This is a genomic window from Lacrimispora sphenoides JCM 1415 (genome assembly GCF_900105615.1).
GTDB lineage: Bacteria > Bacillota > Clostridia > Lachnospirales > Lachnospiraceae > Lacrimispora > Lacrimispora sphenoides.
On sequence record NZ_LT630003.1, the window covers coordinates 1,232,172 to 1,256,923 of the forward strand.

Annotated in this window: 19 protein-coding genes; all 19 read left to right on the plus strand. The window is 44.7% G+C overall.

Translation table 11 applies throughout. The annotated features are described in order from the left end of the window. The first annotated feature begins 55 nt into the window (after positions 1 to 55). Complete coding sequence (locus BMX69_RS05480) at positions 56 to 1,837, plus strand: sensor histidine kinase (RefSeq protein WP_100041778.1); 1,782 nt, start codon at positions 56 to 58, stop codon at positions 1,835 to 1,837. Then, positions 1,834 to 3,387, plus strand: a complete 1,554-nt coding sequence (locus tag BMX69_RS05485; RefSeq protein ID WP_100041779.1) for a response regulator transcription factor — start codon at positions 1,834 to 1,836, stop codon at positions 3,385 to 3,387. Before BMX69_RS05480 ends, BMX69_RS05485 begins: the two co-directional genes overlap by 4 nt. 99 nt (positions 3,388 to 3,486) lie before the next feature. Beyond that, entirely contained in the window at positions 3,487 to 4,860 is a 1,374-nt protein-coding gene (locus BMX69_RS05490) for an ABC transporter substrate-binding protein (protein ID WP_100041780.1), read from the plus strand. A 76-nt stretch (positions 4,861 to 4,936) separates the two neighbouring features. Next, positions 4,937 to 5,827 carry a carbohydrate ABC transporter permease gene (locus BMX69_RS05495; protein ID WP_092251152.1) on the plus strand — a complete coding sequence of 297 codons (891 nt, stop codon included), beginning with the start codon at positions 4,937 to 4,939 and terminating at the stop codon, positions 5,825 to 5,827. Between the two features lies 1 nt (position 5,828). Beyond that, the gene (locus tag BMX69_RS05500; protein ID WP_025232673.1) at positions 5,829 to 6,662 is read left to right on the plus strand and encodes a carbohydrate ABC transporter permease; all 834 of its coding nucleotides are present in this window, start codon (positions 5,829 to 5,831) and stop codon (positions 6,660 to 6,662) included. A 90-nt stretch (positions 6,663 to 6,752) separates the two neighbouring features. After that, entirely contained in the window at positions 6,753 to 9,776 is a 3,024-nt protein-coding gene (lacZ, locus tag BMX69_RS05505) for a beta-galactosidase, LacZ type (protein ID WP_100041781.1), read from the plus strand. Positions 9,777 to 10,083: 307 nt separating this feature from the next. Then, entirely contained in the window at positions 10,084 to 10,443 is a 360-nt protein-coding gene (locus tag BMX69_RS05510) for a heavy-metal-associated domain-containing protein (RefSeq protein ID WP_054791839.1), read from the plus strand. Between the two features lie 204 nt (positions 10,444 to 10,647). Continuing rightward, positions 10,648 to 11,118: an NUDIX hydrolase gene (locus tag BMX69_RS05515; protein WP_054791838.1), complete on the plus strand. Its 471-nt coding sequence runs from the start codon at positions 10,648 to 10,650 to the stop codon at positions 11,116 to 11,118. A 16-nt stretch (positions 11,119 to 11,134) separates the two neighbouring features. Further along, positions 11,135 to 11,404, plus strand: a complete 270-nt coding sequence (locus BMX69_RS05520; RefSeq protein WP_330387635.1) for a cupin domain-containing protein — start codon at positions 11,135 to 11,137, stop codon at positions 11,402 to 11,404. 207 nt (positions 11,405 to 11,611) lie between these two features. Next, entirely contained in the window at positions 11,612 to 12,025 is a 414-nt protein-coding gene (locus BMX69_RS05525; protein WP_054791837.1) for a DUF3788 domain-containing protein, read from the plus strand. A gap of 23 nt (positions 12,026 to 12,048) precedes the next feature. Then, entirely contained in the window at positions 12,049 to 12,411 is a 363-nt protein-coding gene (locus tag BMX69_RS05530) for an MmcQ/YjbR family DNA-binding protein (protein ID WP_054791836.1), read from the plus strand. Between the two features lie 53 nt (positions 12,412 to 12,464). Next, on the plus strand, positions 12,465 to 13,190 hold the full coding sequence (locus BMX69_RS05535) for a DinB family protein (RefSeq protein WP_054791835.1): 726 nt from the start codon (positions 12,465 to 12,467) through the stop codon (positions 13,188 to 13,190). Positions 13,191 to 13,548: 358 nt separating this feature from the next. Beyond that, positions 13,549 to 15,036, plus strand: coding sequence for an aldehyde dehydrogenase family protein (locus BMX69_RS05540; RefSeq protein ID WP_100041782.1), 1,488 nt, complete (start codon positions 13,549 to 13,551; stop codon positions 15,034 to 15,036). Between the two features lie 484 nt (positions 15,037 to 15,520). Next, positions 15,521 to 17,263, plus strand: a complete 1,743-nt coding sequence (locus tag BMX69_RS05545; RefSeq protein WP_100041783.1) for an ABC transporter ATP-binding protein — start codon at positions 15,521 to 15,523, stop codon at positions 17,261 to 17,263. Further along, positions 17,239 to 19,014 (plus strand): ABC transporter ATP-binding protein, encoded by a 1,776-nt coding sequence (locus tag BMX69_RS05550; RefSeq protein ID WP_100041784.1) that lies wholly within the window; start codon positions 17,239 to 17,241, stop codon positions 19,012 to 19,014. Before BMX69_RS05545 ends, BMX69_RS05550 begins: the two co-directional genes overlap by 25 nt. Before the next feature lie 221 nt (positions 19,015 to 19,235). Further along, a complete protein-coding gene (locus BMX69_RS05555) occupies positions 19,236 to 20,096 on the plus strand; it encodes a patatin-like phospholipase family protein (RefSeq protein WP_100041785.1) in 861 nt (286 codons plus the stop codon). Between the two features lie 137 nt (positions 20,097 to 20,233). Next, complete coding sequence (pcrA, locus tag BMX69_RS05560) at positions 20,234 to 22,519, plus strand: DNA helicase PcrA (protein ID WP_100041786.1); 2,286 nt, start codon at positions 20,234 to 20,236, stop codon at positions 22,517 to 22,519. A 216-nt stretch (positions 22,520 to 22,735) separates the two neighbouring features. After that, on the plus strand, positions 22,736 to 23,029 hold the full coding sequence (locus BMX69_RS05565; RefSeq protein WP_054791834.1) for a hypothetical protein: 294 nt from the start codon (positions 22,736 to 22,738) through the stop codon (positions 23,027 to 23,029). Between the two features lie 171 nt (positions 23,030 to 23,200). After that, positions 23,201 to 24,556 (plus strand): 23S rRNA (uracil(1939)-C(5))-methyltransferase RlmD, encoded by a 1,356-nt coding sequence (gene rlmD, locus BMX69_RS05570; RefSeq protein ID WP_100043779.1) that lies wholly within the window; start codon positions 23,201 to 23,203, stop codon positions 24,554 to 24,556. Positions 24,557 to 24,752: the final 196 nt, after the last annotated feature.

The following is a 24,752-nucleotide window of genomic DNA, read 5'->3' on the forward strand; positions in this document are numbered from 1 at the left end:
TTTTCCGCTGTATAATAAAGTCATAAACAGGCAGCAGCGAGGAGGGCGTAAGAAGATGTGGATGAATAAAAAGCAGAAATTAAAGGCTTCTTATTATAACAGCTTCTTCGCCCTCATCGTGATTCCTATTCTTTTTATAATCTTACTATCCATCTTCATTATCCGTACCATGATGGTGGATTCCGCAGTTTCCAACATCCGGCGTGCCCAGGATAATATCGCCTCCACTCTGGGCGGCGAAGTAAAGGATGCTTCTCTTCGTTTATCCCATTTCGTATATGTCAACGACAATGAAGTTATAAAAAATGCAGCAAAGACCAATACAAAAGATGTGGCTGAAAAATACCTGTATACGAAGATCCTGACCGAATCCTTTCACTATGCCATGGTTCCGGTGCAGGACATCCTGTCTGCCGTATTTTATATGAAAGACGGGGACCATACGTATATGAAGGATGACATCACCTTAGGCATGGAGGAACTGAGGGCCTCCTCCTGGTATCAGGAGGCTTTGGCAGCACCTAACGTTGTAAAGGTAGGTTTTTATGACCGCAGTGTAACCAATTCCAGAAAAAATGCCTATACCCTGACCATTGCCGCAGGCCTGTCACCCGGAATGGATGTAGACCGGGACGGGGTCATAGAGATGACGGCGCTGTTTGTCTCTTCCAGGACCGGAGGGCTGATAAAAGATTATAATAAGGAACGGCTGCTTGGATCTACCATGATTGTGGACAAGTCAGGAAAGGTTATTTTCGACGCAGAAGGTACGATGGCTCTTTTGCCCCGGAATATTTCCCTGGAGCAGTCCAAATTCCGGTATCAGGCAAATGGAAGACGATTTATGGGAGTGGTGACCGAAGAACCGGTAACCGGCTTAAAGATCATCAGCGTCGTGTCATATGAAGCCCTTATAAGAAGCTTTAACAGGACTGCAGCCGTTATTGTAGCGGTTACACTTTTCCTGTTTGCACTGTTTTACCGTTTTTCCAGCTATTTCTTAAAAAGCATCATTGACCCCATCCATCATACGGTTGAGGGCATGAAAAAGGTGGAGGAGGGAAATCTTCTGGTTCATGTGGAACCAAAAGGGCAGGAAGAGCTGCGCCTGATGATCCATTCCTTTAACCGTATGACAAGACGTTTAAAGCAGCTGATACAGGAAAATGAGGAACAGCAGCAGAAAAAGCATGAGGCAGAAATCAGGGCGCTGCAGTCTCAGATCAACCCTCACTTTCTGGTGAATTCCTTAAATTCTATCCGGTTTATCGCACAGATGTCAAAGTATGAGTCCATTGCCCGCATGGCGGAGGCGCTCATAAAAATATTATCCTGCTCCTTCCGCAGCAATACGGGATTTTATTCATTAAAAGAGGAGCTGGAGGTTTTAGACAGTTTTATCTATCTGATGAAAATCCGTTATTCCGACGGGTTTGATATAAAATATGAAATAGAGGAATCCTGCCTTTCCTGTCTGGTTCCGCGGCTTATTTTACAGCCTGTGGTGGAAAATTCCATAGTCCATGGTTTTAGCGGCCTGATGGATGAAATGGGAATCATCTGGATGACGGCTCGTGAAGCAGATGGATTTCTGTTCCTGGAGATCCGGGATAACGGAAAGGGAATGTCTGAAGAAGAGTTGAGCCGGATCCTGAATGGGGAAGAGGAAAAGGAAGGGAAAAAGGATCATGTAAGCATCGGAATCACTAATGTAAAAACCAGGCTCACGCTTAATTATGGCGAAAGCTGTGAATTTGAGATGGAAAGCGGAAAGGGCCGGTTCACAAGAACCTCCATCCGCATTCCCATAAGAAGAAAGGAACCGGAAGACCAATGAGAAATGTCCTGATCGTGGATGACGATACTATAGTACGGATTACCCTGCGCTCCCTGATCAACTGGGAAGAGATGGGGTATCAGATTGCCGCGGATGCCATTCATGGCCAGCAGGCATTGGAATATATCAAGGATCATCCGGTGGATTTAGTAATCACCGATATGAAAATGCCGGTTATGGATGGGATCGGCCTATTAGAGGAGTTAAACCGCTTAAAAACCATGCCGGCAGTACTGGTTTTAAGCGGTTATGATGATTTCAAGCTGGTCCGGGATGCCTTCCGTCTGGGGGCCTGTGATTACCTGTTAAAGACCGGATTAACAGAGGAAATCCTTGCAGCCATGCTGAAACGTTTGGATGAAGAGGTCTTTCACGATCACAGCAATGAAACAGGGGAGGAGAAAAATCCGGTGGTAAAAGTCCCGGATTCTGTCCTTCTGGTAGATATGGCCATGGGAAGACGGTCCCTTGATGAGACTTTTTTTTACCAGGAATATCTGGTGATGCAATTTGAAATAGAAGACTTTCATAAGGCATCTGCCCGTTTTGGAGAGGATTTTGAAGAAGAACTTATTAAGCCCATGTTAGAGCTGGCCGGACAGATCCCCAGGGTGGCTTCCCGCTGCATTCTTGGAGCAGTGGCGCCTTCCCGCTATTGTTTGCTGTACCGCATCACCGATCCGGAGCAGTATAGGGAAAATGCAGTTTCCGCCTGTAAGCAGTTATGCAATGTATGGAAGCACTTTATGAACCTCTCCGTTTCCGCAGGGATCAGCAGGCCGGGAAATGGCACAAAGGATTTCTTAAACCGGTTTGAAGAGGCGGGAGAGCAGTTAAGGCTAAAGTATTTAAAAGGGAAAGGGAAGATCTGCGATCCATGGGAAAAAGATACGGTCTCCTTCCAGCAGGTCCGGCAGGCCGGACAGGATTATGAAAAGCTTTTAAAGGGTCTGATGGTAGGCGATGAACTGGCCGTATGGACGGAAAAGAAAGGCTTCTTTTCAGAACTTTATAAAATGGAATTAAAAGCTGCCAAAGAGGTCTGTCTCCATCTCATCTGCAGCATAGCCTGGCAGCTTTCGGATAACCACGATGATATCAGCGCCCTGTTTGCGGAAGAGGTCAATTATTATGAGAAAATCGGCCGTTTGGATGAAATGCGGAGCCTGGAATTATGGCTGAATAATTATTTCCGCTGGATCATGGATTATAATGCCCACCATGCAGACCGGAAGCAGGCGGATATGATGATCCGGGCAAAACGGTTCATTATGGACAATTATGCCAATCCGGAGCTTACACTGGGAAGTGTGGCAAGTTTTATTGGTTTGAATGAAAAATATTTCAGTACCAGATTTACGAAAGAAGAAGGGATGACCTTCAGCAACTATTTGACCGAGGTCCGCATTCGAAAGGCAAGGGAGCTGATGGAGACAACGGATCTAAAGATTTATGAAATCAGTCAGAGCGTTGGCTATAACAGTGTGGAGCATTTTACCAGAGTATTTAAAAAACTGTGCAAAGTAAGTCCGGGCGGGTACCGGAAATAAAGACCTGACGATAGATCAAGTTTTCAAACCATATCTCATGGAGAAGGCTGTTTTGAAATGGTAAGATAATATCATCAAAACAAGGGAGGTATTACAGAAATGAGAAAACGAGTGTTGGCTTTGGGGCTTTGTGCAGCAATGGTAATAGGGGTTATGACCGGCTGTTCCTCATCAAATGGAACCGGGGAAACTCCAAAAGAAACCACGGCGAAAGGTCAGGATGAGGCCCCGACAGAAGCGGGAAAGCCGGAGGCAAAGGAAGACTTAAAAGGCAGTCTGGTATTTGCCATATGGGACAATAACCTGATGGATTATATTGATGAAAATGATATGGTTGGGAAATTCCAGGAGAAGTATCCCAATGCAGATATTGAAGTAGAAAAGATCAAGGATGATTCCGAGTACTGGAATGCCATGAAGATGAGAACATCAGCAAACCAGCTTCCTGATGTTATGTTTAACAAGCCCTTCACCTTATCCAGGTTCAAGGACTATCTGGTGGATTTATCCGGGCTGGGAGCAGCGAAAAACAACGAGCTGGCCTCCGGATACGCAATGGATGGCAAGGTTTTGGGAATCCCGATGACAGCGGGTTATGAATACGTTTATTATTGGAAAGACATGTTTAAGGAAGCCGGTGTAGAGGTTCCCACCACATGGGAAGATTTTGAGAAAACAGCTCAGACCCTTCAGGATTATTATGGGAAGAACGACCCGGATTTCATGGCTATCGCTCTTGGCGCAAAGGATGAATGGCCGGATTATCCTTACATGGAATTTATGCCTGCACTTCAGGGCGGCAATGGACAGAACTGGAACGACATGGCAAAGACAGACGCTCCGTTCGCAGATGGAACCGACATTAACAAGGCATACAATAAGGTTAACAGCTTATTCAGCAAAAATGTGTTCGGCAAAGATCCACTTGGCATGGGCAACGATCAGGTAACATCCCTGTTTGCCCAGAAAAAAGCGGCTATCATTGCTCTGGGAGACTGGGGCCTGCAGAACATTCAGAGCGGTACCGATGATGCTTCGGAACTTGGAACCTTCTACCTTCCGGTAAGAGATTCCAAAGACGATCCTTTCCGTGTTATCGTACAGGGCGACTCCTTTATGGGAGTAACCACTCACAGCAAGAATCCGGAGCTGGCAAAGGCTTTCGTAGAATGGTTTTACAGCGAAGAATGGTACCCGGGATATATCAATTATGTAACCAGTGCATCTTCCATGAAGAACTTCCCCAAGGAAAAGGACCCGATCCTTGCCCAGGCAGATGAGCAGCAGCCGGATAGGGTACTGGTTATGTATGATGGCGGCGGAGATAATTTCCAGGCGATCCAGAACGATATCGCATTTGATTACAAGAAGCTGGGTGCCCAGATGTTTACCAATGGCTTTGATTTAAAAGCGGAACTGGATGGACTCAATACAAAATGGGCGGAAGCCAGAACCAAGCTTGGAATAAAATAAACAGAGTGGAAAGGGGGACAGGGTGATGGAAGCCCTGTCCCCCTTTTCTTCCAAGGACTTAAATCAGGAGGTATCTATGAATTCTCTGGAAAAACAGAAAAAAAGATTTATTGTATGCGCCCTTGTCGTTCCTATGGTACTGCTCATCGGTTTTGTGGTGTTTCCGGCCTTTGACTTAATCCGCATGAGCTTTACAAACTGGGACGGATACTCCAAAACCTATGATCATATCGGTTTTGGCAATTACACAGCCATGTTTCGGAACAGGGACTTATGGTTGTCCCTCCGCAACAATGGGGTGTATTTTTTCGGGCATCTGATATTCATTCCCATTGAGCTGATGTTTGCAGTGCTTTTAACCTCAAGGCTTAGGGCGTCAAAATTCTATAAAACCATGGTTTTTATGCCATATATCATCAACGGGGTTGCTATTTCCTATGCCTTTTCCTATTTCTTTTCTCCTATAAACGGAGCATTTGATGAGATATTAACCTTATTTCATCTGGAGAGCCTGATAAGAAACTGGCTGTCCGACCCTAAAATCGTCAATTTCGTGCTGGCCTTTGTCTCCCTGTGGAGATTTTCCGGGTACCATGTCATCCTTTTTATGGCCGCCCTGCAGTCTCTTCCCCAGGATGTACAGGAAGCAGCCAGAGTGGATGGAGCAAATGCGTGGCAAATGTTCAAGTACATTCAGATACCGTCTATTATGCTCATGGTGGATTTTGTCCTTTTCGACAACATCCGGGGCGCTCTTCAGGTGTTTGATATCCCCTATGTCATGACCAGCGGAGGACCGGGATATGCCTCCTCCACCTTTACGCTCTATACCATTGATACGGCCTTTAAATACAGCAACTTTGGCCTTGCTTCCACCATGGCGGTGGCGATTATGGTCATGATCGTTGTCATTTATCTGGTCCAGAACAAGATCATTCACGGAATTCTGAAGGGGGGAAGAAAATAAGATGAAAAGACGAACAATGGAACAGGGATTAAAACAGATCATCTGCATGGGAATGGTCCTGGTCGTTCTGGCACCTATCCTTTTAACCCTGTTTGCCGCTTTCAAGACAAAGGCGGATATGGTGAATACCTCTCCCCTGCTTTTGCCGCCTATGGAACGGATCACATTTTCAAACTTTCAAAAGGTGGTGGGAGATAAATATCTCCTGATAGGTTTTAAGAATACGGGCATCATACTTGCAGTCAGCATTCTGTTTAATGTGCTGTTTGGAACTATAACCGCATTTATTCTGGAGCGTTTTGAGTTTAAGCTTAAAAAAGTGATCATGAGCCTTTTTTTTCTTGGCATGCTGATTCCCAGCTTTGTAACGGAAATTGCCAGGTTTAAAATCATTAACGGCATTGGCCTTTACAATACGCTTGGGGCACCCATCGTGATTTATGTGGCATCGGATCTGATGCAGCTTTATATTTACCGGCAGTTCATTTCTACCCTTCCGGTGTCTCTTGATGAAAGCGCGCTCCTGGACGGCTGTTCTTATTTCGGTCTGTTTACGAGGATCATATTTCCTTTGTTGGCGCCTGCAACAGCTACCGTGGTGATCATCAAGGCAATTACCATCATCAATGATATGTATATTCCATACTTATATATGCCAAAGAACAAGCTTCGTACATTAACAACCTTTTTGATGAATTATGCCAATGCCCAGCAGGGATCGTGGCAGAAGCTGGCGGCAGGCATCATCATCATCATGCTGCCGACGATCCTTATCTATATTTTCTTTCAGAAATATATTCTGGCGGGAATCGCTGCCGGGGCGGTGAAAGAATAAAAGATATAGGAAATCGTAAGAAATGCCATGGATTCTTTTAAAGTGGTGGATTATAATGGACTTAATATTTATAGAAGGAGGTTTCTTTCAATGGATCAGAAGACCGCAAAACTGGAATGGCTGGAGGATCCGCGGGTTTTCGCGGTAAACCGGCTGGCTGCCCATTCCGATCACTGCTATTATGAAACGGAAGCAGAAGCTCTAAGGGAGATCATGAGACTGCGCCAATCCTTAAATGGGACATGGAGATTTTCTTATGCAGAGAATCCCGGGGAGCGGAATGAGCATTTCTACGAAAGTGATTTTAATCTGGACAGCTTTGGCACCATTGAGGTTCCGGGACATATGGAGCTTCAGGGATATGGCGGATGCCAGTATATCAATACCATGTACCCATGGGATGGTCTGGCTGACATCAGGCCTCCCCATGTTGACTGGCAGAATAATCCGGTAGGAAGCTACTTAAGGGAGTTTGAACTGGAGGAACCGCTAAAAGGGAAACGACTGTTCCTGTCCTTTCAGGGAGTGGAAACAGCCTTTTATGTATGGCTGAATGGGACCTTTATCGGATACTCAGAGGATTCCTTTACACCCTCTGAGTTTGAGATTACGGATGCGGTACGGCCAGGATCCAACCGCCTTGCCGTGGAGGTTTATAAAAGAAGCAGCGCCAGCTGGATCGAGGATCAGGATTTCTTTCGGTTCTCCGGGATTTTCCGGGATGTATATTTATATGCAACTCCCGAATGCCATGTGGAGGATTTATTCATTCATGGGGACGTATCCGATGACTACCGGGATGGCCTGTTCCGCGGAGAACTGACCCTTACAGGAGAAATAAAGGGAAGTATCCGTGCTGTATTAAAGGATAAAGCTGGAGAAACAGTTGCCTCCTGGGAACCTATTCCGGCAAAGAAAGTAGTGGAATTTACCGCCTGCATATCCAATGTCCATCTATGGAGCGGTGAGGATCCATACCGGTATGAACTCACCATCATCTTGTACGATGAGCAGGGAAATGTGAAGGAGATCGTTCCTCAGAAGGTGGGATTCCGCCGTTTTGAAATGAAAGACCGGCTGATGTGCTTAAACGGAAAGAGAATCGTATTCCGGGGAATCAACCGTCATGAGTTCAATGTAAGAAGGGGCCGCTCCATTACAGAAGAAGATATGATGTGGGATATCCGGTTTATGAAGCGCCACAACATCAATGCGGTCAGGACCTGTCATTATCCGGATCAGAGCCTGTGGTATGAGCTTTGTGATGAATATGGAATTTACCTCATTGATGAGGCGAATTTGGAAAGCCATGGTTCCTGGCAGAAGATGGGAGCCTGTGAACCATCCTGGAATGTACCCGGAAGCCTGCCTGAGTGGAAGGACTGCGTGGTGGACCGGGCAAAGTCAGTGCTGGAACGGGACAAAAACCATCCCAGTGTGCTGATCTGGTCCTGCGGAAATGAATCCTATGCAGGAAAGGACATTCTTGCTATGTCAGAGTTTTTCAAAGAACGGGATCCCTCCAGGCTGGTTCACTATGAGGGCGTGTTCTGGAACCGGGAATTTGACCGTACCAGCGATATGGAAAGCCGGATGTATGCCAAACCATTTGAGGTAGAGGAATACTTAAATACAGATCCAAAGAAGCCCTTTATCCTTTGTGAATACATGCATGCCATGGGCAATTCCCTTGGCGGGATGAAAAAGTACACGGATCTGGAAGACAGGTATGAGATGTATCAGGGCGGCTTTATCTGGGATTATATTGACCAGTCTCTGATGAAAAAAGACGCTTACGGCAAGGAGCATATGACCTATGGCGGGGATTTTGGCGACAGGCCCACGGATTACAGTTTCTGCGGAAACGGGATCGCTTATGCAGACAGGACCATCTCTCCAAAGGCTCAGGAGGTAAAATACCTGTATCAGGATATCCGCCTGATTCCTGACTCCAAAGGTGTTTCCATAGAAAACAGAAGATTATTTACAGATACCTCTGACCTTGAGTTTGTATATTCGGTCTTAAAGGACGGGGAACCGGTTTATCAGAAGAGCTTTGATGCATCGGTAAAGCCTTTGGATACAAGGTATGAAGCCGTCACGGTACCTGATTTCACAGAGCCGGGGGAATACGTCTGCCAGGTTTCGGCTCTACTTAAAAATGATACCTTATGGGCAGATTCCGGTTATGAAACAGCCTTTGGCGAGGCGGTCTCAGTCATAGAAGGGCAGCAGGAGAAATGCTGCGGACAGCCTTTGAAAATAATTCATGGCGACGTCAACCTCGGCGTTATGGGAGATGGCTTCCGGATCCTGTTCTCCAAGCAGGAAGGCGGTATCGTTTCCCTGGTTTATGACGGAAAAGAATGGGTCGGAAGACCGATGATGCCGGTGTACTGGAGGGCGACTACGGATAATGATAAAGGAAATAAGTTTTCCGTGGCAAGTTCTGTGTGGTATGGAGCAGGCAGGTTCCCTTGTTATGAGAATTGTGCGGTGGAAGAGAAGGAAGGAAGCATAAAGGTGACCTATACCTATGAGCTTTCTACTGTTCCCAAGGCATCAACAGAGGTTACCTACGAAGTAGATGGAAGGGGAACAATTCATGTAAGGGCCGTATTCCGGGGGCAAAAAGGATTGCCAGAGCTTCCTGCCTTTGGAATGAGGCTCATCACACCGGAAGCAGCTAAGAAATTCACCTGGTATGGAAGAGGTCCTGAGGAAAATTACTGCGACAGGAATGAAGGGGCGAGGCTGGGAATCTATGAGGATACTCCGGATAACAACCTTTCCCGTTATCTGGTGCCTCAGGAGTGCGGCAACAGAACCGGAGTCCGTTGGCTTAAGGTATCGGACATGGAGGGTCATTCCATCAGTTTTAGCGCAGCAGGTCAGGCGTTTGATGCTTCCGTACTTCCTTATACGGCGGAGGAACTGGAAGCGGCTACCCACAGAGAGGAGCTTCTGTCACCAAGATATACGGTAGTGAACATTTTTGGCGCCATGAGAGGCATCGGCGGCGATGACAGCTGGGGAGCGCCGGTTCACCGGGAGTACTGCATAAGCGGGGAAGAAGAGCTTGTAACAGAATTTATTATTGAAAGAAAATCATAAATGAATGCGGCAGACGGCAGGGGTTTGAGAAAACACTTACGGTCTGCCGTCTTTATTTTTTGTGAGAGAAAAAATTAAGTTGTTGATAAAAACAATCAGGTAATCGTGTCCTTTTTTCATGATATTGTATTATAATAGGATTGGAATGGCTGGGGTGGCTGGAATGGGTTGCTGAAAGAAATAATCTTACAATCTTGAGTTCATGAGCCGCATACCACGCTTTACCAGGCATCAACCGGATAGGAAGGTATATCTCAATGATGCATTCGTGTATAAACTGAATTAAAAGGACAGAGGAGGATACAGGATGTCTACTGCAATTATTTGTGCAATTTTAATTGTACTTTGCTACTTTGGATTAAGGAGCACCATAAATAGGACGAAATATGGTTGCTGCGGAAGCGGCGGCAGCGAAGTGAAGAAAATTAAAGCTGCTGATAAAAATATTTCCCATTATCCCTATACGCGAACCCTGGAGGTAGAAGGAATGACCTGCGGCAATTGCAAAAAGAGAGTGGAGAATGAGTTTAATAGCCGGGAAGGATTATATGCTTCCGTGGATTTGAAGAAAAAACTGGCAGTCATACATATGAAAGATCAGATGCCAGAGGAGGAGCTGAAAGAGATAGTGAGAAAAGCTGGGTATACTCCCGGGATGATCAAATAAATGCATTGACTGGTATGATAGGATAGACAGGTCATAAGATATACGAAAAAAGATTGATTGCAGTAAGCAGCGGACAAAAAAGGTTTTATTTCAAATCCATGATTGCCTGCTGCTTTTTTGTTTTTATAGTCCTAAATTATTAAAAAAATAGATTGTTTTTCCTTTTCATACATGGTAAGTTGATATCAGACAGGAGGGGATCTGATGATAAAAGTAACATTTTATGATTCTGTTGAAGATCATTTACTGGAGTATGCAGTCATTGCTTCACGGTATCAGAATAAATGGATATTCTGTAAGCACAAGGACCGGGACACCCTTGAAATCCCTGGAGGACACCGGGAAAAGGGGGAAGATATCGTAACGACTGCCAACCGGGAACTTTATGAGGAGACGGGAGCAACAGAATATATCCTGAAGACGGTCAGTGGATATTCGGTTCGGAATCTTGATGAGAGCGAGGAGAGCTCAAAGGAATCTTTTGGAATGCTGTTTTATAGTGAAGTCAAAGAACTTGGAGAAATGCCGACGGGGTTTGAGATAGAAAAGATACGGCTATTGGATGAGATGCCTGATTCCCTGACGTATCCTGAGATCATGCCGGTATTGATGGATAGGATTCTTCTCTGTTTTCTTAATGGCCGGGTAGAAAAGCCGCAGATACTGGATAATTAAGATTAAGAAGGGCTGGATGATCATGATTATTAATTTTGACGAGATAGAGGAAACCATACTTCCCCGTTTTAACGGCGGAGAAAAAGAATTTAAGGCAAAAATGCTTGTAGATAAGAACAATAAGATTCTCTATGGAAAGCTGGAGCCGGGCGCATCCATAGGAATGCATACCCACGATACAAGCAGTGAAATCATATATTTTCTAAAATGCTGTTTGACGGCGGAGAAGAAGCCATACAGGCAGGACTGTGTCACTATTGTCCCAAAGGCTATGCTCACAGCATGATCAATGACAGCGGGGTTGACCTGATTTTCTTTGCGGTTGTTCCTCAACAATGACATACTGTTGTCATATTTGGGATGGTATAATGCCAAAATATGAAGGTTGTATGCAAACGTTTTCAAGACAGTGGGCTGACCGTGAAGAAAACGTCAAAGCGAAAGGATGCACCGGTAACCTATGCACGTAAAACCTATTGAGTGAGGGGATATTATGCTGGAAAAGATACCATCACAAGAAGAAATGACTTCCCTGATAGGGGAGACTTTATTAGAAGCATGGAAAGACCTTTGTGAAAGAATCGAAGAGAAGTATGATATGGAACGCCAGTGGAACAGCGGCGGCAAAAGGTGGAAGTACGAGTACAAATACCGCAGAGGCGGGAAAACCCTTTGTGCATTGTATGCCAAAGAGGACTGCTTTGGATTCATGGTAATTCTGGGACAAGCGGAACGGGAAACCTTTGAACGGGAAAGGCAGAACTATTCCCCGGAGGTCCAGAAGGTATACGATGATTCAACGACCTACCACGATGGAAAATGGATCATGTTTATGATAAAGGATCAATCGCTTTTTGATGATATGATGCAGCTGTTAAAGATAAAAAGAAGGCCCAATAAAAAGTAATAAAAATGATTCGGAGGAAATATATGAGGTATCAGTGGATTGATGAATACTTGAAATCAATGAAAGGTGTATCAAGTGATTTTAAGGAGGAATGGAATTGGACCAGGTATCTTCTTGGTGATAAGATGTTTGCGGCGGTGTGCAAGGATGACCAGGGCAGGGACTCTTTGATCACATTAAAACTGGAACCGGTAGAAGGGCAGTTTTTAAGGCTGCAGTATGAGGATATCATCCCCGGCTATTACATGAATAAGGTTCACTGGAATTCCATAAAAGCAGATGGAAAGGTTCCTGATGATTTGTTGAAAGATTTACTGGAAAAATCATACCGTCTTGTATTAACCGGGCTGACGAAGAAGAAACAAAGGGAATTGCTGGGAGAGTGAACTTTCTATAGAATTCCCCGGTAAATAAAGAGGGGAATACAGGTGGAGCACATATGAAATACTTTGGAGAAAGTTTAAGCGATGTGCATAAAGCTTTAAATAAAATAATCCGTAAGGAAGATGAAATCGAGCGAGCAAAATTTCTCTTTTTAGACCTGCACAGGGAACTTCACCTTTCAGAAATGTCAGAAGGGGAAGAAAACGAAGTGGACAGACTTTTTGGAGATCTAAAAGCAGATGAGTACGCCATCATGCCAACCGATAAGGATGAAACCATAGCATGGGTTTTATGGCATATTGCCAGGATCGAAGATCTGACCATGGGGATCCTGGCGGGAGGCGGGAACCAGCTCTTTGATGACGGGTGGAAACAAAGAATGAACTCTCCAATCACTGACACCGGCAATTCCCTGTCAGACGACGAGATCATGGACCTAAGCCGAAAAATCAATGTTGCAGAGCTTCTTCATTACAGGAACGAGGTCGGAATCAGAACCAGGAATATAGTTAAAAATTTATCATCAGCTGATATGAGAACGAGAGTTCCGTCATCAGGTCTTGATAAAATCCTTTCAGAAGGCGGAGTGACAAAACAGGAAGATTCTGTTTGGCTTTTGGATTTTTGGGGTAAAAAGGATGTGGCAGGGATTTTACTGATGCCGCCTACCCGCCATGTTATGCTTCATCTGAATGACTGCTGCAAGTGGAAGGAATTTTTCCGGACGAAGAAGCGGTATCATGGGGTGGGTGACGGCTCTAATCAGGAGCTGCTTCAATAAGTTTTTGACCGCAGTCAGGAAGAACTGCGGTTTTTTATTTAATGAGAATACCCTAAAAATCTTATGCTGAAAAAGAAGTGAAAAAAATATCATACTATTAATAAAATCAACTCGAATTGGGATAGAAGAAATTCAATAGCATTGATAAATTGAATCCTGTTTAAGAGATAGGTTTCTGAAAGAATTTATTTAATATGGTGAAATAATTTATAATGTTAAAAAAATAAACATTAAAAGATAATTAAATATCAATAATGTTAAAAATATATTTAAATTGACAGATTAAATTGCAGGGGTATAATGGATACATAAATAAAGATATCTGAACCAAAGAAAATAAAAGAGAGGAGATAAAATTATGCAGAACGTAGAGCTTCAAAAGAAATATCAGTTATTCATAGGCGGACAGTGGAAGGATGCTTCCGATGGAAAAACATTTCCAAGTATCTGTCCGGCCGATGGTAGGGTGCTGACTGAGTGCGCAGAGGCAACAAAGGAAGACGTTGATGAGGCGGTCCGGGAAGCATGGAAGGCTTTTGAGACCTGGAAGCATGTACCGGTAAACCAGAGAGCTGCCATTCTGAATAAGATTGCGGATATCATAGATGAAAATAGGGAACATCTTGCCATGGTGGAAACCCTGGACAACGGGAAACCCATAAGGGAAACAATGGCGGTCGATATTCCTCTTGCAGCTCAGCATTTCCGTTATTTTGCAGGCTGCATTCTTGCGGAAGAGGGCAGTGCCAATATGCTGGGAGAAAATACCCTGAGTCTGATCCTCAAAGAGCCTATCGGCGTGGTTGGGCAAATCGTTCCCTGGAATTTTCCTTTCCTGATGGCAGCCTGGAAGCTGGCACCGGTACTGGCAAGCGGCTGCTGTTCAGTCTTTAAGACCTCCAGCACCACTTCTCTCAGCGTTCTGGAACTGGCAAGGCTGATCCAGGATGTGATCCCGGCAGGGGTGTTTAATGTTATTACCGGAGCAGGTTCCAAGTCCGGGCAGTATATTTTGGAACATGAAGGTTTCCGGAAGCTGGCATTTACCGGCTCAACGGAGGTAGGAAAGAACGTGGCCCTTGCAGCAGCGGAAAAGCTGATTCCGGCTACTTTGGAGCTGGGAGGTAAATCAGCTAATATTTTCTTTGAGGACTGTAATTGGGAGATGGCCATGGATGGCTTACAACTGGGCATTCTCTTTAACCAGGGCCAGGTGTGCTGTGCGGGTTCCAGGGTCTTTGTGCAGGAAAGCATTTACGACAAGTTTGTGGAAGAAGCGGTTAAACGGTTTAACCAAGTAAAGGTCGGCCTTCCGTGGGATGAAAATACCCAGATGGGAAGCCAGATCAGCAAAGGGCATATGAAGGAGATTTTAAGCTACATAGAGATAGGAAAATCGGAAGGTGCTGCTGTACTTTGTGGCGGAGAGCAGATTCTGGAGGATGGACTGGAAAACGGAGCATTTTTAAGGCCTACACTCCTTGGCAATGTGACAAACGACATGAGGGTAGCGAAGGAAGAGATCTTCGGACCTGTGGCATGTATTATTAAGTTTAAGACAGAGGATGAGGTTGTGGCCATGGCCAATGACAGTCAGTACGGACTGGGCGGAGCAGTATGGACCAGGGACATCAATAGGGCAATACGGGTTGCCAGGGCGGTGGAGACCGGACGTATGTGGGTTAATACCTATAATTCCATTCCTGAGGGAGCTCCTTTCGGAGGATACAAGACTTCGGGAATCGGCCGTGAGACACATAAGGTCATTCTGGAGCACTACACCCAGACAAAGAATATCATGATTAATTTAAGTGAATCTCCTTCAGGTTTTTATCCGGTTAAATAAATAGAAAGAAGGCAGAAAGCGGCTTTGGTGGGCACAGTTCCTAAGCCGCTTTTTTGCATGGAAAAAGGATTGACCGAATCGAAAAAATGTAATAGAAAAAGAAAAGTGATATATTGCTTGACAAAATAAAAAATTGGCAGTATTCTAGTAATTGTACAATAAATACCAATAATTCTAAGAAAAGGAGGCAGATACTATGAAACGCAACTATTATGCAAATGGAATGAATAGAATAGAAAAATTATTTTATATTAATTCAGTCTGCCTCAGTGAAGATAGAATCTCGTGATGATCGACGTCAAGGGATGAGTGACGGCTCTAATCAGGAGCTGCTTCAATGAGTTTTAACCGCAGTCTGAATTGACTGCGGCTATTTTTTTGTAATTTACCGAAAAAGACCGCACTATGCAGTTTTTTTCGGTTTTTTTTTACATATAAGGGCTGAAAACCCATTCATGCTTGCAGTAAATAAAGGAGGAAAAGTATGAAAAATCTATGGAAGTATGGAAAGAAGTACAGTTTTCTGTATGTTTTGGCGATTGTGGCTATGGTCGTCAGCATCCTTTTGGATGCAACGGCTCCCCAGATCACAAAGCATATTATTGACGATGTGATTGTGGGGGGAGAGATGCAGATTCTCATGAGGCTGCTTTTAGGGCTTGTGGGAATTGGACTTGGAAGAGCGGTACTTCAGTACACAAAGGAATTTATATTTGACTATGCCGCATCCGGGATCGGATGCAATTTGAGGAAGGATTTATTTGACCACATCCAGACCCTGTCCATGGGGTATTTTGACAGCCATAATACAGGAGAATTGATGGCCAGAATCAAGGATGATGCGGAACGAATCTGGAACGCTTTCGGATTTGTGGGAATGCTGGTGTTAGAATGTTCCATTCACACGGTCATTGTTATTGTCTGTATGTACCGTCTAAGTCCCAGTCTTACTCTGATTCCGCTGGTAATTCTCCCTCTGATCGCCTGGTATGCGGTTAAAATGGAAAACGGTTTGGGAGAGGTTTACGATAAGATCAGTGAGCAGACTGCCGAATTAAATACGGTTGCACAGGAGAATCTGGCCGGGGTCCGTACCGTTAAAGCCTTTGCCAGAGAAGGTTACGAGATCGAGAAATTCAGGAAGCACAATAAGCGGTATTACGATTTAAACATGAAGCAGGCCAAACTGATCGTCCGCTACCAGCCTAACATCTCCTTTTTGTCTAAGGTTCTTTTAATGGCAGTAATTGTTGTAGGCGGTATTTTGGTCATTAACGATAAGATGACCATTGGAGATCTGGGGGCATTTTCCGAGTATGCCAATAACATTATCTGGCCAATGGAAATGGTGGGCTGGCTCAGTAATGATATTGCAGCAGCGGTGGCCTCCAACAAAAAGATCAAAAAGATCATGGAGGAGCAGCCGGTCATCCGCAATCCAGAGAACCCGGTCCTGCCGGAGACGATCCAGGGAGAACTGGCCTTTCAGCATGTAGACTTTGAACTGGATGGAAAGAGTATTTTAAGCGACATTGATTTTACCTTAACAAAGGGAAAAACCCTTGGCATCATGGGAGTCACCGGTTCCGGAAAAAGTTCCATTGTCAATTTGATCGAACGTTTCTATGACGTAACAAAGGGAGAAATCCTTTTAGACGGGATCAATGTAAAGGATCTTCCTTTAGCATTTTTAAGAGGCCAGGTATCGGTGGTCATGCAGGATGTATTCCTCTTTTCGGACAGTATTACGGAAAATATTAAGACTGGAAATAAGGATGCAACGGAATGGGAAAGCGTGCAGCAAGCTTCCATTTCTGCAGGAGCCCACGGCTTTATTCAGAAGCTTTCCGAGCAATATGATACGGTAATCGGGGAGCGGGGAGTCGGGCTTTCCGGGGGACAGAAGCAGAGGATCAGCATAGCCAGAGCCATTGCAAAAGAAACGCCTCTGTTAATCCTTGATGATTCCACCTCAGCTCTTGATATGGAGACAGAGAAAGAGATCGAGGCCCATCTTACGGAATTAAAGGACAGTTCGAAAATCATTATCGCCCACCGCATTTCAGCAGTGCGCCGTGCCGATGAGATCCTGATCTTAGATGAAGGACGGATCGTGGAACGGGGAACCCATGAGGAGCTTATGGAAATGCGTGGACAGTATTATAAAACCTATCAGGTACAGTATGGAGAGGAGGAGATGAAATGGCAGTCAATTCAAGCAGAATAGATGAAGATCAGAAGGAAGTTTTTAAAAAGGATACCCTGCTTCGCCTGTACCGATATCTCCTGGATTTTAAAAAGGAGATCGTCATCGTTCTTTTTATCATGGCTGGAACCATAGCCATCAGTATGTCAGCACCCCTTATGATGGAATATGCCATCAATTCCTGTGTGGCTAAAAAGGATATGACAGGCCTTTTATGGCTGGGATCTGGTGCAATCGTGCTGTTCCTTTTATTCCTTGCAGGCACCAAGATGCGTATGCGCCTTATGGCGGACGTATCAAACCGTGTGCTTTTGAATATCAGGGAAGAGCTTTATCAACATATTCAGACCCTTGGTTTTGGCTTTTTTGACAGCCGGCCAACGGGAAAGATACTTGCAAGAATTATTGGAGATGTGAATGCTTTAAAGGATGTGTTATCAGACAGTGTGACTCAGCTGATACCGGATCTGATTACGGTCGTCTGTGTGGCTGTCATCATGCTGATAAAGAATTACCGCTTGGCGATGGCGGCACTGCTGACGCTTCCTATATTGGCTGTTGGCATGTTTCTGATTGAGACCACGGTTCATAGAAGATGGCAGATCTACCGTAAAAAAACATCAAATTTAAATGCTTATGTACATGAAGATTTATCCGGGATCCGGATCATACAGAGCTTTGCGGCAGAACCAGAGACAAAAGAGGTATTTCATGACCTGGTTAACCAGCATTATAAATCCTTCATGGATGCGGTTATTGTAGCGGATGGCTTCGGCCCTCTGGTTGAAGTAACCTGGGGACTGGGCGGTTTCCTGCTGTATTTTATAGGAATCCGGATTGTTGGAGTGGAGAATATCGGAATCGGTACATTTCTTGCGTTTTCAACCTATATCGCTATGTTCTGGAGCCCGATCCGGAATCTGGCTAACTTTTATAATAAACTGACCACCAATATTTCCGCAGCAGAACGTATTTTTGATATCATTGATACGGAAGCGGAAATTACTGATCAGGAGGGAGCAGAGATCTTACCGGAAGTTAAGGGTGAGGTGGTCTTTGAGCACGTATCCTTTGCTTATGGAGATGAGCCGGACCGGCTGATTCTTGATGACGTTAATTTTTCCGTTAAGCCTGGAGAAACCATTGCGTTAGTAGGGCCAACAGGCGCAGGAAAGACCACAATTGTAAATCTGATCAGCCGTTTTTACGAAACAACTGGCGGAAAGATTTTTGTTGACGGACACGAAATAAAAGAAGTGACCTTAAATAGCTTAAGGAGTCAGATGGGAATCATGACCCAGGATAATTTCCTGTTCTCCGGAACCATACGGGATAATATCAAATACGGACGTCTGGATGCGTCTGATACCGAGGTGACAGAGGCGGCCAAAGCAGTCAATGCCCATGAATTTATCATGAAGCTGGAAAACGGATATGATACGGTAATCAGCGAGAGAGGGGCAGGCCTTTCTATCGGACAGAGGCAGCTTCTGGCGTTTGCAAGAACCATGGTTTCAATGCCTGGGATTTTGATCCTTGATGAGGCTACTTCCAGCATTGACACCCATACTGAGCTTTTGGTACAGCAGGGAATCGATGCACTTCTGCGGGGCAGGACCTCCTTTGTCATTGCCCACCGCCTTTCTACGATCCGCAAGGCTGACCGTATATTTGTTATTGACCAGGGAAATATCATGGAGGCCGGAAGCCATGAGGAACTCATGGAACTAAAAGGCGCCTACTACAAACTCTACCAGAGCCAGTTTTCCTAGGGCGTATCTGGAAACTGCTTATTGCAAGATGTGCGCATACTTTGTGGGGGATTTGTTCCAATTGAAGGTGTTGCAGTTTCTGTACCAGCTGAATTAGGGGCTAATATACCACAAAGTGGGCGTGCGGATTTAGGCAATGATCTTTCAAAAATACCATGGTTTGGAAAAAGGATTGACCGGACGGTCGAAATGCAATAGAATAGAAGGCGAGGTGATATAAGATGACAGAAGGAGCATTGGTTTTAGAAGGGGGTTCCCTAAGGGGCGTATTTACGGCCGGGGTTTTGGATGTATTTATGGAACAGGGAATTGAGATGTCCTATGTGAACGGAGTATCAGCCGGTTCTATGTGCGGCATGAGCTATGTAAGCAAACAGATCGGCCGTACCATTAAAGTGGATTTGGATTACGTCAATGATAAACGGTTTTTAAGCTTTCGGAATATGGTAAAAAACCGCTCCATTTTTAATTTTGATTTCCTGTTTGGGGAATTGTGCGATACACTGGTTCCCTTTGATTATGATACTTTTGAGAAGTCCCAGCAGACCTTTGAGGTGGTTGCCACCCGCTGTAAGACAGGTAAGCCGGAATATTTTGAAAAGAGTTCCTGCGATGATTTTATCAGCGCTGTAAAGGCTTCCAGCAGTCTTCCTATTTTATCCAGCATGATCCCGATAAAAGGAAAAAAGTATCTGGATGGAGGCTGCTCCATGTCCATTGCATATCAGAGAGCCATTGATCTGGGATATGATAAGATCGTTGTGATTCTCACCAGGGAGCACGGATATCGGAAACCTCAGCTTGACAAGTGGACGAAAAAAGGGTATGAACGCTATTTCGCCCCTCTGCCTGAGCTTATGAAGGTGTTAAATGAGGTCCCGGACCGGTATAACCGGATGCAGGAGGAGATTGACCGGCTGGAAGAAGAGGGAAGAATCTATGTCATCCGTCCGGATAAGCATGTTACAGTTCAGAGAACTGAAAAAGATAAGCGAAAGCTGGAGGCCCTATACGGGGATGGGCGGCGTCTGGCGGAAGAACATATGGGGAAGCTGAAAAAGTATTTAGAGATTGAAGAGTGAGAATGAAAGAGAAACACCTTGCAGGCATACCTTTATGCCCTTGAAAGAAGGGCAGTAAAGTGGGAACACCTTACAGGCATACCTTTATGCCCTGAAATGATGGGCATGAAAGAGGAAAGGAAAGTACGGTATAATTTATGAGCATTTATGATACATTGAATCCAATGCAAAAGGAAGCGGTACTCCAAACGGACGGACCGCTTCTTGTGCTGGCAGGAGCCGGGTCCGGTAAGACCAGGGTTCTTACACACCGCATTGCCTATTTAATAGAAGAGAAAAGCATCAATCCATGGAATATCCTGGCCATCACTTTTACCAATAAAGCGGCAGGTGAGATGCGGGAGCGTGTAGACCGTCTGGTGGGCTTTGGTGCGGACAGCATCTGGGTATCCACCTTTCATTCATCCTGTGTGCGCATTCTCAGGCGGCACATTGAAAGCCTTGGTTATACGACGAATTTCACCATATATGATTCCGATGACCAGAAAACTCTGATGCGCCATGTGCTAAAGGGTCTTGATATGGATCCCAAGATATATAAGGACCGAGCGATGCTTGGATTTATTTCCACGGCAAAGAACGATCTTGTGACGGCCCAGGAATTTGAACTGAATGCCGGCGGTGATTTCAGGCAGAAAAAAGTGGCGCAGATTTATAAAGAATATCAGAGCCAGCTAAAAAAGAACAATGCCCTGGACTTTGATGATTTAATCATGAAAACCGTGCAGCTGTTCCAGAACAATCCGGAAATCCTGGATTATTATCAGGAACGTTTTAAATACATTATGGTGGATGAGTATCAGGATACCAATACGGCCCAGTTTAAGCTCATAAGCCTGCTGGCTGGAAAATACAGAAATCTCTGTGTTGTTGGAGATGACGACCAGTCCATCTATAAATTCCGCGGCGCTAACATTGAAAATATCCTAAACTTTGAAAAGGCTTATCCGGGAGCAAAGGTGATTAAGCTGGAACAGAACTACCGGTCCAGTCAGAGCATTTTAAATGCAGCCAATGAGGTGATCCGCCATAACCGGGGGCGAAAGGATAAAACTTTGTGGACCGCCAATGAGGAAGGTCCTCTGGTACAGTTTAAGCAGTTTGATAACGCTTCGGAAGAGGCAGATGCCATTGTCCGGGATATTTTAAACAGCGCTTCTGACTACCAGGACTGTGCTGTCCTTTACAGGACCAATGCCCAGTCCCGTCTGATAGAAGAAAAATGCCTTCAACATAATGTTCCGTACCGTATGGTGGGAGGCGTAAATTTCTATCAGAGAAAAGAGATTAAGGATATCCTGTCCTATTTAAAGACCATTGCCAACGCACAGGATGATTTAGCCTCTTTAAGAATCATCAATGTGCCCAAGAGGGGGATTGGAGCGACCAGTCTGGGAAAAGTGCAGGCTTTTGCTTCTGAACATGGATTTTCCATTTATGATGCTTTTTGCCGTGCAAAGGCTGTGCCGGGACTTGGTAAAACGGCGGAGAAGGTTCTTAAATTTACGGTACAGATCGAGGATTTCCGTGGAAGGCTTGAAGAAGAAACGTATTCGATCCATGAACTGATCGAAGATGTCCTTGATGAAACCGGATATCAGAAGGAATTAGAGGCTGAAGGTGAAATCGAGTACCAGACACGTCTGGAAAATATAGAAGAGTTGATCAATAAGGCGGTCAGCTTTGAAGGGGAGCATGAGCATCCCAACTTAAGTGAGTTTCTGGAAGAGGTAGCCCTGGTAGCTGATGTGGACCGGATGGATGACTCGGAAAACAGAGTAACACTTATGACTCTTCACAGCGCCAAGGGACTTGAGTTTCCAAGAGTGTATTTAAGCGGCATGGAAGACGGGCTGTTCCCAAGCATGATGTCCATTTCCTCAGATGATAAGGAAGATGTGGAAGAAGAACGCCGGCTTTGCTATGTGGGAATTACCAGAGCTCAGAATTTCCTGATGATGACGGCGGCGAGACAGCGTATGGTCAATGGAGAAACCAGATATTCCAAGGTCAGTCGATTCATAGATGAAATTCCTGATGTGCTTTTGGATTCAAAAAAGCTGGAACCAAGACTGTCTGCCTCTCGTACGGATTACGATGACAGCGGTCTCCCATGGGGAAAAACGAAGTCATCCGGCCGGACGGCGAGTGTCAGCAGTTTTGGACCTGGAAACAACTCATATGCATCAAAAACCGCAACGCCCATATCAACCCCTGGCTTTGGCAAGGCATTTACCGTAGAAAAATCAGCTTCTTTAAATTATAAAGAAGGGGACCGGGTCAGCCATGTGAAGTTTGGGGAAGGCGAGGTGTTGGAAATCAAGGACGGCGGAAGGGATTTTGAAGTCACAGTCCAGTTTGATCAGGCCGGCATCAAAAAAATGTTTGCTTCCTTTGCCAAGCTGAAACTTGTACGAGTTTGATCTAAAAATACATAATTTATTAAAAAAAAGCAAAAATGATAGTAAAAGAATCAATATAATGGTATAATAACTGCGACAGGCAGAGAGACTAAAACTTAGCCGGAAGATATGAAGGAAATGCCTTACAGGCATCCCTTTACACCCAATAACGTGTGGTGGGTTCTGCCCTGAACAATGGGCATAAAATAGCAAGGCTCTCAGAAAGGACGTGGAGTTATGAACAGATTTGATGCAATGAGTAAAGAAGCCATGAGTAAGCTGGAAGATCTTATGAGCTCAAGCAGAGTAAATGAATTGCTTCATAGAAGGGAACAGGAAGAAAAGAAGAAAAACTGTATCCTCTGGATACTGGCTATCATAGGTGCAGTGGCGGCGGTGGCAGGAATTGCCTATACCGTATACCGTTTCTTCACACCGGACTATTTAGAAGATTTCGAAGACGATTTTGATGATGATTTCGACGATGACTTCTTTGAAGATGATAAACCGGGCGAAGGTTCTGAAGAGTAGGATCGGCATTATAAAGAGAGAGCGTGCCTCAGATAGTGAGACACGCTTTTTTGCTCGATTGGAATTGGAAAAAGTCATATAGCTTGCAGCATTTGCCAGATGCGGGAATGGAAAAATTCCTGCATCTGGCGGGCCGCCTGCAGAAATAAAGATAGAAGAGGAGCACGCATAGTGAAAAAGGGTGAGATATACGAAGGTACGATTGGAAGATTTGATTTTCCTGATAAGGGAATCATTGAACTTCCGGAGGGGAAAATTACGGTAAAGCATGCACTTCCCGGCCAGAAGGTCCGGGTTATGATAAACAAAAAAAGAGGAGGGCGCTGTGAGGGGCGGATTCTTGAGGTATTGGAGCATTCAAGCCTGGAATCAGCAGAGAATCCATGTCCTCATTTCGGAAGCTGCGGTGGCTGCGTTTATCAGACAATTCCCTATGGGGAGCAGCTTAAGATCAAAGAGCAGCAGGTTAAGGCCCTTATTGACGGAGTCTGTGAGGATTATGAATTTGAAGGGATTCTGCCAAGTCCTGTAGAAGCGGAATACCGGAATAAGATGGAATTTTCCTTTGGTGATGAATATAAGGATGGCCCTCTTGCTTTGGGAATGCATAAGAGGGGAAGTTTTTATGACGTGGTGACTACTACGGAATGTAAGATTGTCAATCCGGATTTTTGTGACATCCTGAAGGCAGTAAAGGAGTATTTCGAACAATTGGGGACCGGTTTTTATAAGAAGATGCAGCATACGGGATACCTGCGTCATCTTTTGGTGCGCCGGGCTGTTAAGACCGGTGAGATTTTAGTGGCCCTGGTTACTACAACGCAGGAAGAGGTGGATTTGAAGCCACTTACGGATCTGTTGCTGGGGCTTTCTTTAAATGGGAAGATTGTGGGTATTCTCCATATTTTAAATGATAGTCTGGCAGATGTGGTTAAGAGTGACAGGACAGATATTTTATATGGACAGGATTATTTTTATGAGGAGCTTTTAGGGCTGAAGTTCAAAATTTCCCCGTTTTCTTTTTTCCAGACCAATTCCCTTGGAGCGGAAGTTTTGTATGAAACGGTCAGAGGATATGTGGGAGAGACCAAGGATAAGGTGGTCTTTGATTTATATAGCGGAACCGGTACGATTTCTCAGATCATTGCTCCGGTCGCTCAAAAGGTGGTTGGTGTGGAAATCGTTAAAGAGGCGGTGGAAGCGGCTAGAGAGAATGCAAAGCTGAATGGTCTTGATAATTGTGAATTTATTGACGGGGATGTACTTAAGATTATTGATGAGTTGAAAGATAAGCCGGATTTAATTATTTTGGATCCGCCGAGAGATGGGATTCATCCTAAGGCGTTGGGGAAGATTATTGATTTTGGCGTGGACAGGATGGTTTATGTTTCTTGTAAGCCGACTAGCTTGGCTAGGGATTTGGTTGTACTTCAAGAGAGAGGGTATCGGGTGGAGAAGGTTTGTTGTGTGGATATGTTTCCTTCGACGGCGAATTGCGAAGTTTGTGTCGAATTAAGTCGAAAATAGATAATAGATAATAGATATTTAAGACGTGAGCAGTTATGTTCACGTCTTTATTGTATCTGTCAGTGTATAATTACGAATAATGTTATGGAAAAATAGATATGGAAATAGTATATAATCCTGTAAAATAACAAAAACCATTATTTCCCAGATAAATATTATGATATAATGTGATTAGTGCTATTAACTACGACAGGAG

Excerpts from the sequence above, each read along its gene's own strand:
- BMX69_RS05565 (WP_054791834.1), top strand. The coding sequence starts at position 22,736 with ATGAACAGATTTGATGCAATGAGTAAAGAAGCCATGAGTAAGCTGGAA.
- BMX69_RS05485 (WP_100041779.1), top strand. The coding sequence starts at position 1,834 with ATGAGAAATGTCCTGATCGTGGATGACGATACTATAGTACGGATTACC.
- BMX69_RS05555 (WP_100041785.1), top strand. The coding sequence starts at position 19,236 with ATGACAGAAGGAGCATTGGTTTTAGAAGGGGGTTCCCTAAGGGGCGTA.
- BMX69_RS05490 (WP_100041780.1), top strand. The coding sequence starts at position 3,487 with ATGAGAAAACGAGTGTTGGCTTTGGGGCTTTGTGCAGCAATGGTAATA.
- pcrA (WP_100041786.1), top strand. The coding sequence starts at position 20,234 with ATGAGCATTTATGATACATTGAATCCAATGCAAAAGGAAGCGGTACTC.
- BMX69_RS05495 (WP_092251152.1), top strand. The coding sequence starts at position 4,937 with ATGAATTCTCTGGAAAAACAGAAAAAAAGATTTATTGTATGCGCCCTT.
- BMX69_RS05500 (WP_025232673.1), top strand. The coding sequence starts at position 5,829 with ATGAAAAGACGAACAATGGAACAGGGATTAAAACAGATCATCTGCATG.
- BMX69_RS05480 (WP_100041778.1), top strand. The coding sequence starts at position 56 with ATGTGGATGAATAAAAAGCAGAAATTAAAGGCTTCTTATTATAACAGC.
- BMX69_RS05540 (WP_100041782.1), top strand. The coding sequence starts at position 13,549 with ATGCAGAACGTAGAGCTTCAAAAGAAATATCAGTTATTCATAGGCGGA.
- BMX69_RS05545 (WP_100041783.1), top strand. The coding sequence starts at position 15,521 with ATGAAAAATCTATGGAAGTATGGAAAGAAGTACAGTTTTCTGTATGTT.
- BMX69_RS05535 (WP_054791835.1), top strand. The coding sequence starts at position 12,465 with ATGAAATACTTTGGAGAAAGTTTAAGCGATGTGCATAAAGCTTTAAAT.
- BMX69_RS05525 (WP_054791837.1), top strand. The coding sequence starts at position 11,612 with ATGCTGGAAAAGATACCATCACAAGAAGAAATGACTTCCCTGATAGGG.
- BMX69_RS05515 (WP_054791838.1), top strand. The coding sequence starts at position 10,648 with ATGATAAAAGTAACATTTTATGATTCTGTTGAAGATCATTTACTGGAG.
- BMX69_RS05530 (WP_054791836.1), top strand. The coding sequence starts at position 12,049 with ATGAGGTATCAGTGGATTGATGAATACTTGAAATCAATGAAAGGTGTA.
- BMX69_RS05510 (WP_054791839.1), top strand. The coding sequence starts at position 10,084 with ATGTCTACTGCAATTATTTGTGCAATTTTAATTGTACTTTGCTACTTT.
- BMX69_RS05550 (WP_100041784.1), top strand. The coding sequence starts at position 17,239 with ATGGCAGTCAATTCAAGCAGAATAGATGAAGATCAGAAGGAAGTTTTT.
- BMX69_RS05520 (WP_330387635.1), top strand. The coding sequence starts at position 11,135 with ATGATCATGATTATTAATTTTGACGAGATAGAGGAAACCATACTTCCC.
- lacZ (WP_100041781.1), top strand. The coding sequence starts at position 6,753 with ATGGATCAGAAGACCGCAAAACTGGAATGGCTGGAGGATCCGCGGGTT.